Source organism: Vibrio breoganii (assembly GCF_001677275.1).
GTDB lineage: Bacteria > Pseudomonadota > Gammaproteobacteria > Enterobacterales > Vibrionaceae > Vibrio > Vibrio breoganii.
The window spans coordinates 203980-220588 of record NZ_CP016179.1 but is presented as its reverse complement, the minus strand read 5'-3'; the positions used below and the strand labels follow the sequence as shown (position 1 = coordinate 220588).

The following is a 16609-nucleotide window of genomic DNA, read 5'->3' as shown; positions in this document are numbered from 1 at the left end:
TTTCAAGTTCCTTCATTCACCGTTAAGTATCAGTAATCTTCGCTAGCTATCCTCTGGCTGCCTCGAGGTGTCGGGAGACACGAACAGAACCCATGCTCTCATCAAAATCAGCATGAACTTCCTTCTCTATCGCCGGCCAATCCTGCTTATCTCGATCCCATATCGCAGGATCTAAATACACGTTGTTAATATAATTTATAAAATCAACATCAAAGGTCTCCGGCAAAGGCTTGCAACCCACTCGCCCGTACGTACTGTTTTTCATTGTTAAACCTCCAAATACAACCATTAAGTTAAGTTCGTGGAGCCATTTGGCTTCGCATTTACTACGCCAAACAAAGAACACATCAACACATCCACGAACAAACATGGCTCGCGACACCCCTACAAGGCCTATCAATCGCCATTTTTTAAAAAGTAAAAACACAATATTTAGGTGCTTAACGCTTAATGCTTAACTGATTTAACTACATGCCTAGTAATAATGGGCGCTTGTGATTATATGCTGCTCTTTCTTTCAGTTAGGTGGTTAAGTTGTGAGTGGTGTTTTATGGTGGCGACTGGGTGTGGTGTTGTGTTCTGTTTTTGTCGTGTTACAGGGTCACGTTACGGAGTGGGTGTTTTGGGGGTACGTCAAGAACAGAGACCACTGAAGCAGCTAATAATGTGATCATGATTGAATATTTACTATGACCGATAATTACCAATATGTGTCATAAGCAATTTAATAGTTAAGCGTTAAGTGCTTAACTAAAAATGAGACTCATCGATTTCGCCCCCAGTGAACCGCTATGCATATCAATGGAACCGCCACTGCAATACAGCGTCACGGAACGCAACTGCGACAAAGAACTGCTGATCAACCATTCACCGGTGACGCTCCACTCATGAGTACCAACACAAATCTAAAACAGCGTGAAATAGGACTACCTACCGACGAATGACTCAAAAGGTCTTCATTATTTTTTCTTAAACGAAAACCGAGGAATATCCCTATGCAGCAAAACTTAATCATTGGCTCTCAGCCTGAAGTGTTCGCTAAGTTAATCTTGCGTAACAAACCACTTCCAACTCCAGACATTCACAAGCTAACCAAGGCATTTGTGCTCGATAGCATATGCCGCTCGCAACACCTTCCATTGCTAATGGACGATAGTGGGCGTGCCTTAGTGAACATCAACGATTCGTACTTTGATGGCCGCGAAGCAGTTCAAACGAAACGTGTCGAAGAGATGGAGTATTACGAAGCTCGAGATCTTCTAGAGGACACACTCTTATCGGAAATGAACATTTTCATGAGCAGTGCAGAAGAGGTTAACGCCTCTCGTTATGCACAGCTAGTGGCATACGACCACTTCCAATTGTGCGTTGCACAGGCCGCAATGAGCACCATCACCAGTTAAGTTAATGTGTAACTGGCACAAAACCCGCTTTCAAAAGCGGGTTTTTTTATTGCCACCCCCAATGGCTTTAAAAAGAGTTACCCCAAAGTCCAACCACAGCCGAAAGAAAATCCCAACTACAAGCTCAAATCACTGCAATCGGACGTACTCCTACTGATTGTCCAATTCTGGACTTTATAACTCTCCCGACAGGGAAATAAGGACTACTCATGAACATGAACAATATTAAAGACTTCTTCCTAGTTCGTTTCTCAGACGCTGAACGCAGCGAGGTAATTGAACAGAAAGCGTTTAACTCTGCAAAGATTGCCGATGAACAACGTTTTGAAGATGAGCTAGAGTTCGACTGTATGCTTAGACATGAATTGAATTTAAGTTAACAAAAAACCACCCTCGCCTTTAGGCTCCGGGTGGTTTTCTGTTTTCTGAGCAACTAGATATCGGGAAATACCTAGCTCATTAAGGGCACTAGAATCTGAACGTACATACACCAGTGCTAAACCTAGAATTTTACGACTCATTGATACTACAATCCTTTTCTCACAACAGAATACACAGCACTTCAGCAATTAAATCTCTACAGCAGAGTCTTCCCGAAGCATCTTAGTAGCCAACTTACGACATCGACTTTTCTCTGCACCGCCAGAGCATTTAGTGTCGCGACATTTTGATTTTTTATACTTAGACAATCGCTTAAGGTATCGACGCGCCGCCCACAAGCGGTCACCCTCAGACATCAACGTTGTAGCAAAACCCGATTCGTTGAACCTTAATGGTGAGCGCATCGAATTAGCCAAATAGCGAAGACTGCCGCAGTGTATGCCCAAGTAAGCGTTAACCTGATATTCCATCAAACCATTATCTTGAAGACCGGCTTGAATTCGATCCCCAATACCGACCTCCAAAGGTAACTTGAGTCGTAGTGCAGGATAGACGCGATAGACGATTTCCTTCACCGCCGCATGGTCGTAAACCTTGTATTCGCTAATTACCTTAGGTAGAAAACCTTCTACCTCACGGTACTCTGCCTGCAATGCAGCGATTAACATTGAATACCGATCGGGAACCTGCTCTTCTGCCTCAATAACTCGCAGAATGGAAGGGATAACAACTCGCGTAACAAAAGGCACTTTCTGCTCTGCCGAAATCGATAACTCAACTTCATCTTCAATATTGATTAGCGACTGCGCTTCCAAGTAGCGCAACTGATATGGAGGGGTTTTCTTATAACGAGCAACACAAAAAGCAGCATGGTTTGGAGAATGACCCTCAGCCACCAGCAGTTGAATTAACTTTGAAAACGAAGCATCCGATAGAGCCAGCGTGCGAAGATTATGCTTTATCAACCTTCTAACAGAGCTTGCGGCATTCTTGCGCTGATAGCAGTTGTGATGGAAATACTGACTGATAGGTGCGTTGTACATAGACAGCTCATTAAACAATACAAAGAGGCAGTATCATTACTGAAAACTAGCCTTGCTCGACCGCATGAGAGCCGATTTTTCGAGACGTCTCGCATTAAATTGGACCCACTTCGACTTCTCACCTCTAGAAAATCAAACTGGCGCCAATCTTAAACAAACCAGTCAAAATCATGCTCTCTATCAACCGCCTAGCTCGATACAATCTTTACTTGTGCACCCTAGCATTTTCAATGAGCACGTCAGCTCAGAACGATAACGTCGCCACACAATCACTCGCAGGTCAGTGGACTCTTGTCAGCGTCAATTATCAGATCATAAGTGGCCAATCTACCATTCCAGAAATCAATATTGACCACGCTCTTGAGGTATCAGGAAATACAGGGTGCAACACGATCTCAGGGCACGCAGAAGTTAATGGGAAGTCCATGCGATTCACCCATTTAGGTGGCAGTAAACTGCTATGTGAACCTGGCGCCATGAGAACTGAGAAAAGACTGACAGAGACCTTGAGCCAATGGAGTCACATGACTATTACTCGAGGAAGCCTCTTTATCCGCGGGAAAGGTAACATGTTGGAGTTTTCGCGAGATTATGCCGTGAGCTCAAAAGGCAACACCAAACCAACCCCTGATAACTTCGAGTGGAGCGAAATCGAGGCTCAAACCATAGATATAGAACATGGAAGCCCTACTCCATTAGAAGACGAACTGTTCTAGGCCGAAGAAAAAAAGAGCTCTTTGATGTGAAAACATTTTCTTTCTCAATTTAAGAACACAACACCAGCACAAAAATTCCCTTCGTTGATTTACACCGTTGACACTCATCAGCCAACGGTAATCAACGCATGAATAAACTATCTTTGCTATTTATCTTAACCCTGACATCAATCTCAACAACAGCCTTTGCAGATACCAACATCGAAGACTTTGAGCTTATCCTTGGCGCGAGATCATTCCACCTACTTACCGATGTAGAGGAAAACGAGTGGAACCCAAGTATCGGCATCGGATATAAAGATGTAGCTGTAATCTACACACATAAGAACAGCTACAACAATCCTGCCCTATATGCATTCTGGAACCCTAAGATCCATGAAAACAAATGGATGGACTTTGGATTCGCACTCGGTGGCGCACTTGGCTATAAAGCAGAAGAGCCGTTCAAAAACGGAACGGCTAAAAACTTCACTATTGGACCAGTATTACCACTGGCCGGACTGGCTCTTAACCTTCATCCCACCGAAAACATAACGCTAAAAACGACGTGGTGCGTCAACGTCATCATGACAGCGCTGAGTATTCAGTTCTAACGTTCATTGCGCTTAGCTCTGTAGTAGTCAAAAGTAGAATTAACCCATATTTCTGCGGCATGGAACCCCCTAAAATCACTACTTACTGAGCTATCAAAAGTGATTCGAATCATAACGCCTGGGCGGCCAAGACCCTGCTCACACGCCATCAATAGTTTGACTCTAGCCAAATCTGGCAAGTCAGCATCAACAACCACCAACTCGATGCTATACAACTCACCTGTAGGTGAAAAAGTCTGGACACTAATGCTCTTAGTTGCAAATGTCTGTTTCATATTTACCGCACTCATTATTTATTGATTGAGTACCACTACGAACCGACATTAACGCCCAGAAATATCTCCGCGCACAAACGAATATCAACCCCCACCTAACCGCCAGCAAACACCCATACATAGTTCTGAAAACCTCGCATTCAGCGATGTTATAGACGTGCTTCAACGCACATAAGGACGAATATATATGTATACAAGAAAGACTATTCCGTTAGCGGGTGCCGTGCATGCAGTATTTAATTTCTGCATCAAGATTTCGGCTTTCCTATGTGCAGGCGCACTAGGAGGTGTTTTCTTAATGCCAGAGACCATTAATCCAGAGTTCACCTCTTGGGCTAGTGAACTGGTTCTGAAGATAGCAATGGTAATTAGCATTGCTCCACCAATCCTGACTTATCTCTACCTGAGACCAGGCAGAGATAGCACCAACCTCTAACACTATTGCGCTCAAACCATCAGGTTTTGAGCGCACATACTTTCATCCAAGGCAACTTACCCAATAGGAATTTCAACATGCTTAAAACTCTAATAACCGCAATTTTTTGCTTAACAATGCTTAGTGGATGCGTCAATTATCACGAAGCTGATCGCTATTTTATGGATAACGCTCAGCCATTCACTAAAGAAAATGTTCTTGCTTACAATGAGTTGCAGGCTCAAATCGACGATATAGATCCCGACACGTTTTGGTCTATCAACCAAACTGAATTCAGAAGACATATCCGAGAAGGCGGCCTCAAACATGTGACTACTACTTACCAGCAACCTCATTTTTTCTATAAAGATGTCGTGCTGACCCGAGAGATGTATAACTCGAACATTAAGGCATTCGTCATCTCATTCAACACCTTATATCTTAACGATACTGGGGCGATTGAAAGTGATTTCGAACTGAGCTTGCTTTCACCTAGAAACTTAAAAGCTGAAATTATTAGCGAGACCTACATACCTTATAGGGAGCACCCAAGAAACAACACATACAGTGCGACCTTTATTGATATGTTTGCTCTTGCTTCGCTAAGTGATAAACCCGAGGTTATTGACAGTGAATACGGAAAATCCACCTTCTTCAAAGCCCGCAAGCAATTGTCTGATGACAAGCGCTCAAACGTAGGAAACCTCTACAAAGCGAGCTATCAAGATAGGCATCATTTTTACACGTTGAATGACATTCACAAGATGAACCCATCGAGCAAAAATGATCATTCCGACCGAATCTATGTGAACGCTACAGTAGCGGAACAGATGATTAAGGATAAGACAACAGTTCGTCTGTACTTTGCACCTGACATGATTATTCATTACAAGACTACCGACCAGGTAGTAGCAGTAGTTCAAGCTTACGGTTCAGCGTCAACACTGGTCAACGGCAGACTTCGCCATCACATTTCATATGTGATGCCCGAAGAAACGCTAATGACCCCCTATGAACCATACCCCATGAGCTACGGCCTCTTTAAAGAAAGAATCGACCGTGGAGTGAAATACAAAAACAACTGGAACATGGATTACTACTCTAGTTCACGTATTGTTTACTAAACCTAACACCTCCCCATCATTTTTTGATAGCGGAGGTGTTTTTTCATCCCTATTTTGATTTTCGATGTCCATCCCAAATCGTAACGCAAGTTGAGTCAAACCCCTCTCGCAATGCCGTTATACCTGTATATAGAACTTGATTGCGAGAATTGATAATGACTGCCTGCGTTGACCAAACACTGCTTATTCACTTTCCTGACAATAAGAAAGACGAGCAAAAATACTTCATTAGCCAGGAAGGCAAGCACTGGGACATTTTCTTGGTCCAAATTATTGCTGAGAGCATCATCGAGAGCATTGATTCCACACTAACTAGCATTGAAAAGATGACCGACTATACAGCTCGATCATTTGAGCCAGCGCTATCTACGGATTGTGCTGATGTTGTTGCTACCTTCACTAACGACCTAAAGCTAACGCTCACAAAGGCGGATACGGTTATTTTTGAAGGTCGAGCAATTGACTTCCTCTGCCTACAGACAAACCAAATTGCGAATAATGATTTCTACACCTTAAGCACAGGCGGCACCGCTTCACTCTTTAGATTTGAAGATCTCATTAGAAAAGTGCACGAACTGCACCGTAACGCCATCCAACAACTGGAAAGCAAAGAATTGGATCGAGGATTGGATTCTCTCTACCAGTGCAGCTCATTACTTGAATCTAGACTAGAGGCCGACACAGGCTCTGCAAACCTCACAGATATCAAGTCAATGCTCGACCTGACGATGCACAGCATAGAACAACTAGAAGCTGCGTAGAGTGGCTGTATCGTTTGGTACCGTTAATAGCATCGCCCTGCTAATCACTGCAATGGTGGTGCTGTACTGCACTCATATTCAATTCAGAATACGCAAACTCTGGCACCAACATACTAGAGTCAAAGAGAAGCTCCACATAGCATTAATCGACTATTTAGTGCTTTGGGTACTTGCACTGATTGGGGTTGAAATGTATTCCAACCACCTAGAACTTATTGGTGGATTTGCCTATGGTTTTCTTGCGATTGGCGTGATTATAGCGCCGCTAATCACTATTGCTCAGCGCACTAATATCGTTCTCTTCAACAGCACCGAAATCATTGGAATCTCTTGCTTTGGTAAGGACTACATCGTAGTGCCTTTCGACAAGATATCAAAAGTCGAGTTTAGACACGCAAAGGGAACCAGCTTTAAAGAATTAACGTTGTACATGGGCAAGACACCAGAAATCAGACTCACAAGAGGGGGCCGTCACCACGACTCCGATCTATGGTTTCACGTGGGCAAAGAATTTGGCGAATCAAGAGACCCGAGAGACTGGTAATTGAGAGTTTCGACAATTTACCAACACAACAAAATGCGTTAGCAATTCGCTTTTAACTACTCCTTTCGTCGAAGCAATTCGCTTCTACTTTAACGATAGAGAAATCTACAAAAGGAGTAATATGCTACAAGTAAAAACATAGACAAAAGTGGTCAAGTATACTTATAATAGGCATCTAATTTAAGTTTGGAGTTCAATGTATGGACTTAGCAACAAGCCTTCGAAAACTTGAATCCGAAATGGAAAGTTTCACATCCCCTGATAACAAGGATGGGTTTTACAGAAAGTTCTGTTTTTGGGTTTACAAGACATGGTCTAAATGTGAATTTGTTGATACTGAAGTAGTTGATGTTGGCTATGACTGTTCTACTCATCCTGTTAGAACTGGACAACTTGCATCAGAGAAGTGCAAAACTTACAAAGATTTTATTAATTCAAATACAGGTAACAGTGTTTGCACCTTTACTTCTGGTAGTGGAATGGCTTGTGAATCATACGAGCAGAAGCTATACGAGGTGTTTGGTGACGCTTGTTCTGAAAAACTAAATCAACTCATTGAGTTGCATGGGTTATCTGTACCTGATAGGTACAAAGAAGATTGTGAAGATATCAATGAATTAATCTTTTGCGGAATCGTTGATCACCTAGAAGACCCTGAATTAGATGATGTGTGTCAGGACATTGTTTGTCGCTTTGGGAGTTTCGGCATCGATGTTAGTAGTTACATGTGTGAAATTCGTGGTGTTGCAGATGACGGTGAGTATATCTTCGACGATGATTCGATTTTTGCAGATATGACTCTTGATGATTTCAAGTCTTTAGTGGTTGTTTAAATGTACTCACCTGCACAGTTCGGAAAAATCATAGGTAAGTCTGTAAAGACCCTTCAGAGGTGGGACGCTACTGGGGTACTTATTGCCAAGAGAAACCCAAAGAACAGAAGATACTACACTCACGAGCAATACCTTGAGTACATAGGTGTAAAAGCACAAAAGGATAAATCTTCAATAGTTGTATATAGCAGGGTTTCAAGTGCCGCTCAAAAACCTGATCTTAAAAACCAGATTGATGCGTTAGAGAAGTTCTGTTCAGCGAATGGATACGCTGTTGATGAGTGGTTATCAGAAACAGGTAGTGGACTTAATTATAAACGCAAGAAGTTCAATAAACTGTTTCTTGATATCGAAATGGGCAAGGTTTCTTTGTTGGTGATTGCTCATAAAGATCGTCTAGTGCGCTTTGGCTTTGAGTGGTTTGAGGCTTTTGCTGAAAGGCATGGATGTGAAGTGGTGATTATGAACCAAGAATCCTTATCGCCAGCAGAAGAAGTAACTCAAGATCTACTAGCAATTATTCATTGCTTTTCTTCACGCCTTTATGGACTTAGAAAATATAAAGACAAGGTTAAAAAGCTAGTTGAAACAAAGGAAGATAAGTGAAACTAACCCGAATCCACCACTGTAAAACATTGAACGACTCTAAGTATGAGCAACTTGAAAAGCAAGCTGCTCTACTTGGCGTTGTTCGCAGTAAGGTGTGGCGAGAGTATGGCTCTATCAACGGAGTAGGTTTACGTGATCGTGAGATTCGGGACTTATGGTTAAAGCTAGGTGTTGATTTCAAAGTGCCTGCCAACCCTTGGAAAGAAACACTTCGTGATGCTGTGAGTGACATTAAAGCATACCGTGAAGCTGCCAAGGAAAAAGTTAAAAAAGCCATCCGCGAGCGCACATCTTGTAAACAAGAGTTAAAGCGACTCTACACGTTACTGAAGTGTGATAAATGGATGGAAGATAACTTCTTGCGCCGTCAGATGCGCAAGCACTTCAAGCATGGCGTAAACCACACTCACAACCAAATCATCGTTCGTGCTGATATGTGCAAGACCTTTGAGCTGAACGGACAATGCTGGCTTAAAGTTCCAAGCTTAGTACCACGAAAAACCATCCAAATCCCCTTAAATACCACAATGGAGTTTGCCCCAAAAGGCACACTTCGCATCATCTTAAAGGACGGTGATGTAGAGGTTCACTCACAGTACGAGATTGAGGTTGTAGAAAATTGTGGTACTGAAACTGTCGGTGTTGATAAAGGCTTCACAGAAGCTTTTGTTGATTCGGATGGTGACTCATTTGGTGAGGGTTTAGGTAAGTTGATTTCTAGTGAGTCAGATTACCTAAATCAAAAGTACAAAAACAGGAATAAGCTACGCTCAGTGGCTAACAAAAAGCCACATAAGCGTCAGAACATCCTCAAGAACAATCTTGGTCGTAAGAAGTTGGATAAGCGCCAAGACCGCCAGAAATCGAAGTTAAAAACCGTTATCTACACTGGTGCTCACAGGCTCGTTGATAAAGCAGGTTTGATTGTGTGTGAAGATCTAACCTCACCAATCCAGTCATCGCGTAACTACGGTAAAAACACAAACAGACGCTTAAATACTTGGACTAAAGGTATTTTGGCTGACGCACTTTCCACCGTATCTCAACGTAGATGTTCTACGTTGCAAGTGGTTAATGCTGCATACACATCGCAAATGGACTCATTCTGCCACGGGTTGCTTGTCGGCACGCGGAAGGGTGATAGATTTCATCGTGAGAACGGGGATGTTGTGCAGGCTGACCACAATGCTGCGAGAAACGTGTTAGCAAGGAACGAAGACCCCGAGATAAGTCTTTTCACGCCTTATAAAAAGGTGCGTGAAATCTTGCTAGCGCGGACAGACCGCTATGAAAAGTCGGGACTGACCGACTTAGGCTCTAGTTACACGCTCGGAAACGAGACATTAACAGAGTGCGAATTAGTCGCATGATCACATTTGTCTATGTTTATGCGAACAGTTATATACATCATGTCGAGAAATTACTTCATTTCAATCAACAAACGAGTCTTTCTAATCAACGATGCACGACCAACTGCAGACTCATTTAATCGAGTCATGCACACGTTCGCGGCAAATCACGCATGTGCACTACGCTCATGCGATCGTCTTGAAAGAAACTCACCTGTTGTGATGGTGGAAGTGAACCCTGAGCACATCCCGATTCGTCCCGGAGAAATGTTATTCACTATCCATGACGATTTAACGGTAACGCCAAACCTTGCAAAGCAAGAAGGGTTTTCTTCTGATCCACGTCGATGCCTATCGACGTTTGATTATTTTCGTAGCAATCCAATAGTCACCTGGGTCACCGAGGGGAACCAGAGTCAGGCTGCAACAGCTCAACAAGCTCTTGTGAAGCTACTACTATTGAGCTCAGCATTAAACGAAACCTTAAAGCTTGAGCTAATGAATAAAGCGGAACGACAAGTAAAGGAAGCGCTCGCAATAGCACGCGCGTTACTCCATTCAGACCAGAAGAGTAATCCAGAGCTAAAAGAACTCAACTCTGTTCTTCGAATTTTGAAAGTTAATGAGTCTCGCATTAACGCTAAAGCCTTGCGTTGCTAAAACCCAAAACCTCCCATCCAATACTTATTTATTGGTCCGGGAGGTTTTTTTAATGTTTCAACCTTGCTATTCAATAGTCGGAATCCTTTTTCAAGCAAACTCTCCCTCCCTCGCTCACTCAATTACCTACCTCACCTCAATTACACGTGAACTACTCAGCGACAGCATAGCTGATCACTGAGCTTCAAAGACAGTTAAGCTGCCTTTTCTTTTTCCTCAGATCCCACAGACAACTTCGCAACTAATGCAAAGACTTTCGTTTTAATACCTGATTTCTGCTGAGTGCTGGGTGATTGACTCACCCTGGCGACTATTCCACCCGCCATTAAATTCAACTCACCTATCCGCTGTACTGCTATTGCAGAGGAATAGTCTCGATCACTAAAAGTGCCGCAACTAATGCAGGTGAAATGTCTGTCTTTCAACGTCAATCTATGATGTTGACCGCAGTGTGAGCACACACCCGTTGTGCGTTCAAACCGACCAATCTCATGATGTATACCACCTCTCAGCTCAATTTTGTATTTCGCTAAGTCAGATATAAGCCCCATGATGTTGTCAGCAATCATCCTGCCGTTGAATTTTTGCATACCCGCCACATTTAGGTCTTCAAACACTACAATATCGCTTTCGTTGGCTATCCGATGAGCGGTTTTATGTGCGAAGTCCATTCGTTTTCTAGCGATTGAACCGTGAAGATTATTCAGGCGGGATTTTGTTTTCTTCCAGCGAGCAGATCCTTTCTTTTTTCTAGAAAGCTGTCGCTGTAATCTAGTTAGTTTCTGCTTTGCTTGTTTTAAGTATTTCGGGTTATCAACCGTTAACCTATTAGATCCGACAACGGTTTGCTTTGAGTTGATGTCGTACCCCGCAATGCTCTTTAGTACCTTCTTCGCTTCGTCACACATCACTTCTTGAGTGAGGCTTACCTCCCACTTCCCGTGTCGGTATTGGACTGTCGCTGTTTTAATCGAACTGACTAACTTACGGTGTAAGACTATAGGAACAGCACCAACTTTTGGCAAAGTAATAGTGCCGTTCTCAACTCTAATGCAGTTGTTATTATTTACTGAGCGGTAGCTGTCATTGTGTTGCTTCTTAACTCGATAGCTCACCTTAAACTTTGGAAAGTGTTGGCGGGACTTCTTTGATGTTCCATTTTTTAACGCTGTATCTAGGTCTCTGGCGACCTGTTGTGCCGCGCCTGAATCAAATGCTTTAACCCATGAAAACTCAGGTAGTTTCTTAATTTCCTTAATTTTTGAAGCCATTTCATTGTAAAAAGAAAATGTCTTATCGGCTTCGTATTGACGCTGGTTCTCAGACAACAGGAAGTTCCATAAACCACGGGCATATGAGCCAAACTCGACAAGTTTTAACTCTTGCTGTGGGCTAGGTTTTAACCTGAAATTGTATCTAAGCGTCTTTTGCATATACTGTATATTAATACAGTACTTGGGGTTGTCAAGTATGGAGTATCAACGAAATTCGGACTGTAAGTTTCTGATAGCTATCCACCTCATTTTACATATCTTAATGATTATCTCACCACGATACTCGGTAAGTCAGTAAGTTAGAAGAATTAAGCAACACACAACTAGAGTTGTGTGGCAGCTTCATCCTAAGTTAAAGGTGTCTGCGTCATTAACTACACCGTCTAAAACGGCTTTAAGGCCATTTCTAGCTTCAGTAAAAGATACGATTGAAGAAATCCAAAAGCGGATGTTCGCTCACTTAATAAAAGACTCTTGAAACCATAAGCGTTTGTTCGTATGAGAAAAGTGAGAATTTCAACTTTGTGGAATAAACACGGCTTAAGGCACCAAGAAACAATCCCGCAACAGGTCTCGTTCCCCTTTTGGGATACCCGCTTGATGTGCGACTTGTTCCCAATTAGCAACCGCATCACGCACTCTTTGATATACTTCATCAGCTCGTTGAGGCACTAACTGAAAGTACTCAGCTACCTCCAGTGCCAGTTCTACGCTAAGCGCATTGTCTACCTCATCTATATTAAGGTGCAAACCGGTCGCATTGATGGTTGGGTTGATGTCATACGCTGGTGACAAACGCCACCCCGCTCTATCAAAGATAAAACCGTGGTTCCTAAGATGATCATCGCTATTTGACACCATAATATTGAACAGCATTCGCGTCCAAAGCTGTTCCAAGTCCTCTTTAGTATTTACCCCCTTTTCTATCAGAAATTCAGCGAGTTCTAGGTAACTTGCACCGTCATCTTGTCCATCAAAATAGCCCAACTGCGTCATAGCCGACGAAAAGTGAAGGCGTCTACCATCATTAAGTCGATCGAATCGCTTGGTCAGAAAGATATGATGACGCCCCCCTACCGCTTGTACTTTCGATTCTGCCATGAAAATACCCGCTTCAAGCGCCAGTTTGTAAAGTACGTACTCCCATAATCCAATATCGTAGTCGTCATAACGGCTAGGGAACTTCGCAAGCCACAGACTGTTATCAACATCTCTGACTGAGGCTTTGGGGCGGGCACCCCCTAGAGAAGAGCCTGGAGAAATCAGCATGTTTAGCCACTTGAGGTAATCTGGGTTATCAAAATCAGGCGTATCTTCAACCCCATTTGCAGCTTGTTGAAGCTCAGGCAAAGAGGTGATTGCAGGTGCGGTTAGTTGGTCATTGTCATCAAGAAAAGGGCCATCATGAGACGTACAGAAACGCAGCGCCCCCATACGAAACGAGTCATGCACACCTAACAAGTAATGGGTTTCATACAGTTTATTCGCTCGTCGTCCCTCGTTCCTTGCCATCACGGCCTCTCGTCGCTGCATAAGCAATCGCCCCCAACGATCAGGGCAGGAATCCAGAAAGACTTTAAAGTTTCGATCGGCCTCAGCGTGTTGCTCTCCGATGTATAACTCAAGCCCGGGATCTATTTGGAGTACATATTCGGAAGCTAACCATTCTTCACTGTACTTGAAGCTAAAGTGCTCCTTCCCTCGAATCACAGAAGAGCGCAACAAACCGACAAGCATAGGCTTTTGCATCTCTAGCCAATCTGCATAGACATAGATTTCCATTATAGAGAGCCCCTATCTAGCTTTCTTCAATAACTCAATGTCTTGAAGCTTTCGCCCAAGCTCATCGTCTAGTGCGACCTTACCGAGATCAGCCAGCAACCCTAGCACTGCAAGAACATTTACGTAATGACCAATCGAAACAGAAGGATCTCCTTTGGCTATCTTGCGTAACGTTGGCTTCGATATACCCGTTCTTCTGTGCATCATATCTTGGGTTATTTGGCGGCGCTTCATCGCTAGAATGATGTTCTCTGCTAAATCGTTCAAGACCTTCTGGTGCTTTGGAAAGACAACTGCCCCTCGTTTACTTTGATGGCTCTTAGTTATCATAGTGAAAATATAGATTCATTTACTGAGAATAAATGAAATTATAGTTTCACATAGATAAAAAAGGCAAATCAAACTTTAGCTATAAATGAAAGCGTAAAGAACCAAAAAGTGAAGCTATAAATTCATTAAAGCATGATTTATGAAATCATATTTTCACATTAGCCACACTATATTACTCAATTTAGACTCTCGTTCAGAGATTCACTACGGATGTTACCGCTTCTCGCAAACAACACCTTCTTCGTATCCGCCCCATGAACCCACGGGGCGACTTGTCAGTGTTTGAAGTTCCAAGGCAGGAGTGCGTCGATATCAGGCTCAGCTTTCGCCAGCTCTTTCATGCACTTGACCATGTAGTCGTAGAGGATAAGACCGTTGGCTTTCGCGGTCTCGATGATGCTGTAAAGCATCGCGCTCGCATCAGCACCGTTTGGTGTGTTAGAGAACAGCCAGTTCTTCCTGCCAATGACCAGTGGTTTAATTGCGCGTTCAGCGCGATTATTATCAATAGATAAGTGACCATCGTCGATATAACGAATAAGCTTTGACCACTGCCCAAGCGTATATTTTATCGCTTTGCCTAGTGGGCTAGAGCCAATCACCTTCTGGGTCGTCATCCATTGGTAAAGCTCATCCAGTATCGGCTTGGCAAGCGCTTGACGCTCTGCTTTTCGCTCTTGGGCAGGCGCACCTTTTAAGCGTGATTCTATCCCGTAGAGTTTTTGGATTTTAGCCAGCGCCTTATCAGCCTTGCCTGATTTACCTTTCCCTTGAAGCTTCTTCGCATCCATGAACTTGCGACGAGCATGCGCTAAGCACCCTACATTGGTGACGTGATGCAGACCATCATAAGCCGCGTAGCCATCAGTTTGTAGATAACCGTTGTAGTCACCTAAAAAGTCCACGGGACACGCCCTCGCGCGACTGTTTTGATAGTCGTACAAGGCAATATTTTTCACATTCGGCAGTGCCGCTTCGGGTGAGTCAGCGCCTGAGCAGTAGAGCCACATATAACACTTCTTCTCTTCTTTGAGCACATTGAGCGGCGTTTCATCCGCCTGAACCACCACTTGTTGAAGCAGGTTCTCCTTCAAGGCTGCATACAGCGGGGCGAACTTCTCACTGACTTGGATAACCCACCTTGCCATGGTGGTGCGTGATAGCTCGATACCCGACTGGGTAAACAGCGATTCTTGGCGATAAAGTGGCATCGCGTATTGGTATTTGCCAAGAATGATGTTGGTCAGCAAGCTTTCTGTGGCGAAGCTTTTAGGGATGAGACTCTGAGGGGATGGCTTCTGAACGATACGGCTGCTGTCACCTGTTTTCTCGCACTGGCGGCAAGCGTACTTAGGACGAACATATTCCAACACTTTGAGTACCGCTGGCGTGAACTCTAGCTTCTCGCTGCGGTCTTCACCGATTTTATGCAGGCTATGATTGCAGCAAGCGCACTGCTTTTCATGGTCGTCTACATCAAGTTCGATAACCTCACGAGGCAAGGTCTTAGGCAGAGGTTTACGTTTACCGCGCTTTTTCGTTGTGGTCGTGGTTGTCACCTCAACCTCGTCTTCTTTAACGGCTTCACATTCCGCTTCGTTGAAGAGGTCACCTTGTGATTCATCGTAAGGCTTTAATGCCTCCGAGCGTTTCGCGAACTGACGGTCGAAGGCGAGTTTGAGTTGTTCAAGCAGCGATTGGCGCTCTTGTTTCCACTCATTTCTCTCCGACATCAGAGCAACTACCATCGCTTGTAGCTCGGCAACATCTTGGCTTTCTGGGTTGATATTTGGCGTCTTTTTCATAGCATTGATTATACTAAAATCGTGCCGTTAACGCTTGGAGAATAAGGCTTTATTCTCGATTAACTCATTGTAAAATCGTTTATTTTGATGGGTTCGTGGCCGATAATTGTGAAGCCTGAAAGCAGTCTATCAAGCTCAAATTGAGTGAGGGTAAACACCTGGTTTTTCTCTTTTGAAGGCCACTTATACTTGGCTTTTTCAAGGCGTTTATACCAGAGGGCGAAGCCTGTTTTATCCCAGTACAACACTTTAATCTTATCGCGCTGTTTATTGGTAAACAGGAACAGCGCACCGCTGCCAAGAGGCAAGTCAGTATCATTTTCGATAATCGCTGCAAGGCCGTTGATGGACTTTCTAAAATCGACGCTTTCACGATAAAGGTAAATGTCTGGAGCGCTGAGCATACCTTTCATGACAACGCTCCAATGAGTTCAGCAAGATAGCTATCTGGGCCTGATACTTGGTTGTCTTTTCAACGATTTCGGCTTTAACAAATCCGACAGATTCCGATTGGCTTGCTGTTTGGAGTTGACGCCGTTTGGCAAAGAACGTGGATAAACTCAGTCCATGCTCTTCACAAAAAGCGCGTTGGGTAACACTGCTGCTTTCATATTGCTCAAACAGTGATTGCCATTCTAGGTTGGTGCGTCGTTTTGCCATTTCAACTCTCCTTTGGGTTGGAGAGATGATCTTATTCTTCGTGCTGAAAGAT

General features: G+C 43.6%; 22 protein-coding genes and 2 pseudogenes. 13 read left to right on the top strand and 11 right to left on the bottom strand.

Annotated features, from left to right (window positions below):
* Positions 1-46 precede the first annotated feature (46 nt).
* Positions 47-265 (bottom strand): hypothetical protein, encoded by a 219-nt coding sequence (locus A6E01_RS20120; protein ID WP_102484687.1) that lies wholly within the window; start codon positions 263-265, stop codon positions 47-49.
* A 730-nt stretch (positions 266-995) separates the two neighbouring features.
* Here A6E01_RS20120 and A6E01_RS20115 point away from each other — a divergent pair.
* A complete protein-coding gene (locus A6E01_RS20115; protein ID WP_065211280.1) occupies positions 996-1403 on the top strand; it encodes a hypothetical protein in 408 nt (135 codons plus the stop codon).
* Between the two features lie 209 nt (positions 1404-1612).
* Complete coding sequence (locus A6E01_RS21370) at positions 1613-1783, top strand: hypothetical protein (protein ID WP_156744660.1); 171 nt, start codon at positions 1613-1615, stop codon at positions 1781-1783.
* On the opposite strand, the gene A6E01_RS21365 is transcribed toward A6E01_RS21370, so the two are convergent.
* Positions 1775-1924, bottom strand: a complete 150-nt coding sequence (locus tag A6E01_RS21365; protein ID WP_156744659.1) for a hypothetical protein — start codon at positions 1922-1924, stop codon at positions 1775-1777. The genes A6E01_RS21370 and A6E01_RS21365 overlap by 9 nt on opposite strands.
* A gap of 48 nt (positions 1925-1972) precedes the next feature.
* Positions 1973-2827 (bottom strand): ProQ/FINO family protein, encoded by an 855-nt coding sequence (locus A6E01_RS20110; protein WP_065211279.1) that lies wholly within the window; start codon positions 2825-2827, stop codon positions 1973-1975.
* Positions 2828-3057: 230 nt separating this feature from the next.
* Here A6E01_RS20110 and A6E01_RS20105 point away from each other — a divergent pair, with 230 nt between their 5' ends.
* The gene (locus A6E01_RS20105) at positions 3058-3543 is read left to right on the top strand and encodes an META domain-containing protein (protein ID WP_065211278.1); all 486 of its coding nucleotides are present in this window, start codon (positions 3058-3060) and stop codon (positions 3541-3543) included.
* Between the two features lie 128 nt (positions 3544-3671).
* A complete protein-coding gene (locus A6E01_RS20100) occupies positions 3672-4136 on the top strand; it encodes a hypothetical protein (protein WP_065211277.1) in 465 nt (154 codons plus the stop codon).
* Here A6E01_RS20100 and A6E01_RS20095 read toward each other — a convergent pair.
* Positions 4133-4411, bottom strand: a complete 279-nt coding sequence (locus A6E01_RS20095; RefSeq protein WP_065211276.1) for a hypothetical protein — start codon at positions 4409-4411, stop codon at positions 4133-4135. The genes A6E01_RS20100 and A6E01_RS20095 overlap by 4 nt on opposite strands.
* Before the next feature lie 187 nt (positions 4412-4598).
* Here A6E01_RS20095 and A6E01_RS20090 point away from each other — a divergent pair, with 187 nt between their 5' ends.
* From A6E01_RS20090 to A6E01_RS20055, 8 genes are all read left to right on the top strand, one after another.
* On the top strand, positions 4599-4847 hold the full coding sequence (locus tag A6E01_RS20090) for a hypothetical protein (RefSeq protein ID WP_065211275.1): 249 nt from the start codon (positions 4599-4601) through the stop codon (positions 4845-4847).
* Between the two features lie 77 nt (positions 4848-4924).
* The gene (locus A6E01_RS20085; RefSeq protein ID WP_065211274.1) at positions 4925-5950 is read left to right on the top strand and encodes a hypothetical protein; all 1026 of its coding nucleotides are present in this window, start codon (positions 4925-4927) and stop codon (positions 5948-5950) included.
* 155 nt (positions 5951-6105) lie between these two features.
* Entirely contained in the window at positions 6106-6711 is a 606-nt protein-coding gene (locus A6E01_RS20080) for a hypothetical protein (RefSeq protein WP_065211273.1), read from the top strand.
* A gap of 1 nt (position 6712) precedes the next feature.
* Positions 6713-7255 (top strand): hypothetical protein, encoded by a 543-nt coding sequence (locus tag A6E01_RS20075; RefSeq protein WP_065211272.1) that lies wholly within the window; start codon positions 6713-6715, stop codon positions 7253-7255.
* 200 nt (positions 7256-7455) lie between these two features.
* On the top strand, positions 7456-8088 hold the full coding sequence (locus A6E01_RS20070) for a hypothetical protein (protein ID WP_065211271.1): 633 nt from the start codon (positions 7456-7458) through the stop codon (positions 8086-8088).
* Positions 8089-8694, top strand: a complete 606-nt coding sequence (locus tag A6E01_RS20065; RefSeq protein WP_065211270.1) for an IS607 family transposase — start codon at positions 8089-8091, stop codon at positions 8692-8694.
* The gene (locus A6E01_RS20060) at positions 8691-10067 is read left to right on the top strand and encodes a transposase (RefSeq protein ID WP_065211269.1); all 1377 of its coding nucleotides are present in this window, start codon (positions 8691-8693) and stop codon (positions 10065-10067) included. The genes A6E01_RS20065 and A6E01_RS20060 overlap by 4 nt, the downstream gene beginning before the upstream one ends.
* Positions 10068-10085: 18 nt before the next feature.
* Positions 10086-10706, top strand: a complete 621-nt coding sequence (locus A6E01_RS20055) for a hypothetical protein (protein WP_156744658.1) — start codon at positions 10086-10088, stop codon at positions 10704-10706.
* Between the two features lie 194 nt (positions 10707-10900).
* Here A6E01_RS20055 and A6E01_RS20050 read toward each other — a convergent pair whose 3' ends face one another.
* Positions 10901-12139 carry an RNA-guided endonuclease InsQ/TnpB family protein gene (locus A6E01_RS20050; RefSeq protein ID WP_065211267.1) on the bottom strand — a complete coding sequence of 413 codons (1239 nt, stop codon included), beginning with the start codon at positions 12137-12139 and terminating at the stop codon, positions 10901-10903.
* Positions 12140-12176: 37 nt separating this feature from the next.
* Between A6E01_RS20050 and A6E01_RS21715 the strand changes: the two are divergent.
* Positions 12177-12338 (top strand): annotated as a pseudogene (locus A6E01_RS21715) (IS200/IS605 family transposase); the annotation flags it as partial.
* Here the strand turns inward: A6E01_RS21715 and A6E01_RS21485 are convergent.
* The 6 genes and pseudogenes from A6E01_RS21485 to tnpA form a co-directional block, all read right to left on the bottom strand.
* Positions 12338-12409 (bottom strand): annotated as a pseudogene (locus tag A6E01_RS21485) (type II toxin-antitoxin system prevent-host-death family antitoxin); the annotation flags it as partial. The pseudogenes A6E01_RS21715 and A6E01_RS21485 overlap by 1 nt on opposite strands.
* A gap of 111 nt (positions 12410-12520) precedes the next feature.
* Positions 12521-13762 (bottom strand): type II toxin-antitoxin system HipA family toxin, encoded by a 1242-nt coding sequence (locus A6E01_RS20045; RefSeq protein ID WP_017027415.1) that lies wholly within the window; start codon positions 13760-13762, stop codon positions 12521-12523.
* Positions 13763-13774: 12 nt separating this feature from the next.
* Positions 13775-14092 (bottom strand): helix-turn-helix domain-containing protein, encoded by a 318-nt coding sequence (locus A6E01_RS20040; RefSeq protein ID WP_017027416.1) that lies wholly within the window; start codon positions 14090-14092, stop codon positions 13775-13777.
* Positions 14093-14367: 275 nt separating this feature from the next.
* Entirely contained in the window at positions 14368-15897 is a 1530-nt protein-coding gene (tnpC, locus tag A6E01_RS20035) for an IS66 family transposase (RefSeq protein ID WP_065211266.1), read from the bottom strand.
* A 59-nt stretch (positions 15898-15956) separates the two neighbouring features.
* Positions 15957-16310: an IS66 family insertion sequence element accessory protein TnpB gene (tnpB, locus tag A6E01_RS20030; protein WP_017037716.1), complete on the bottom strand. Its 354-nt coding sequence runs from the start codon at positions 16308-16310 to the stop codon at positions 15957-15959.
* Complete coding sequence (tnpA, locus tag A6E01_RS21190) at positions 16267-16557, bottom strand: IS66 family insertion sequence element accessory protein TnpA (protein ID WP_082961430.1); 291 nt, start codon at positions 16555-16557, stop codon at positions 16267-16269. Before tnpA ends, tnpB begins: the two co-directional genes overlap by 44 nt.
* Positions 16558-16609: the final 52 nt, after the last annotated feature.

What these genes read in the sequence shown, in the direction of transcription:
- A6E01_RS20050 (WP_065211267.1), bottom strand. Translation starts at nt 12,139, where the DNA reads ATGCAAAAGACGCTTAGATACAATTTCAGGTTAAAACCTAGCCCACAG.
- A6E01_RS20040 (WP_017027416.1), bottom strand. Translation starts at nt 14,092, where the DNA reads ATGATAACTAAGAGCCATCAAAGTAAACGAGGGGCAGTTGTCTTTCCA.
- A6E01_RS20090 (WP_065211275.1), top strand. Translation starts at nt 4,599, where the DNA reads ATGTATACAAGAAAGACTATTCCGTTAGCGGGTGCCGTGCATGCAGTA.
- A6E01_RS20080 (WP_065211273.1), top strand. Translation starts at nt 6,106, where the DNA reads ATGACTGCCTGCGTTGACCAAACACTGCTTATTCACTTTCCTGACAAT.
- A6E01_RS20100 (WP_065211277.1), top strand. Translation starts at nt 3,672, where the DNA reads ATGAATAAACTATCTTTGCTATTTATCTTAACCCTGACATCAATCTCA.
- A6E01_RS20105 (WP_065211278.1), top strand. Translation starts at nt 3,058, where the DNA reads ATGAGCACGTCAGCTCAGAACGATAACGTCGCCACACAATCACTCGCA.
- A6E01_RS20115 (WP_065211280.1), top strand. Translation starts at nt 996, where the DNA reads ATGCAGCAAAACTTAATCATTGGCTCTCAGCCTGAAGTGTTCGCTAAG.
- A6E01_RS20065 (WP_065211270.1), top strand. Translation starts at nt 8,089, where the DNA reads ATGTACTCACCTGCACAGTTCGGAAAAATCATAGGTAAGTCTGTAAAG.
- A6E01_RS21370 (WP_156744660.1), top strand. Translation starts at nt 1,613, where the DNA reads ATGAACATGAACAATATTAAAGACTTCTTCCTAGTTCGTTTCTCAGAC.
- A6E01_RS20110 (WP_065211279.1), bottom strand. Translation starts at nt 2,827, where the DNA reads ATGTACAACGCACCTATCAGTCAGTATTTCCATCACAACTGCTATCAG.
- tnpC (WP_065211266.1), bottom strand. Translation starts at nt 15,897, where the DNA reads ATGAAAAAGACGCCAAATATCAACCCAGAAAGCCAAGATGTTGCCGAG.
- A6E01_RS20070 (WP_065211271.1), top strand. Translation starts at nt 7,456, where the DNA reads ATGGACTTAGCAACAAGCCTTCGAAAACTTGAATCCGAAATGGAAAGT.
- A6E01_RS21365 (WP_156744659.1), bottom strand. Translation starts at nt 1,924, where the DNA reads ATGAGTCGTAAAATTCTAGGTTTAGCACTGGTGTATGTACGTTCAGAT.
- A6E01_RS20085 (WP_065211274.1), top strand. Translation starts at nt 4,925, where the DNA reads ATGCTTAAAACTCTAATAACCGCAATTTTTTGCTTAACAATGCTTAGT.
- tnpA (WP_082961430.1), bottom strand. Translation starts at nt 16,557, where the DNA reads ATGGCAAAACGACGCACCAACCTAGAATGGCAATCACTGTTTGAGCAA.
- tnpB (WP_017037716.1), bottom strand. Translation starts at nt 16,310, where the DNA reads ATGAAAGGTATGCTCAGCGCTCCAGACATTTACCTTTATCGTGAAAGC.
- A6E01_RS20095 (WP_065211276.1), bottom strand. Translation starts at nt 4,411, where the DNA reads ATGAAACAGACATTTGCAACTAAGAGCATTAGTGTCCAGACTTTTTCA.
- A6E01_RS20055 (WP_156744658.1), top strand. Translation starts at nt 10,086, where the DNA reads ATGCGAACAGTTATATACATCATGTCGAGAAATTACTTCATTTCAATC.
- A6E01_RS20045 (WP_017027415.1), bottom strand. Translation starts at nt 13,762, where the DNA reads ATGGAAATCTATGTCTATGCAGATTGGCTAGAGATGCAAAAGCCTATG.
- A6E01_RS20120 (WP_102484687.1), bottom strand. Translation starts at nt 265, where the DNA reads ATGAAAAACAGTACGTACGGGCGAGTGGGTTGCAAGCCTTTGCCGGAG.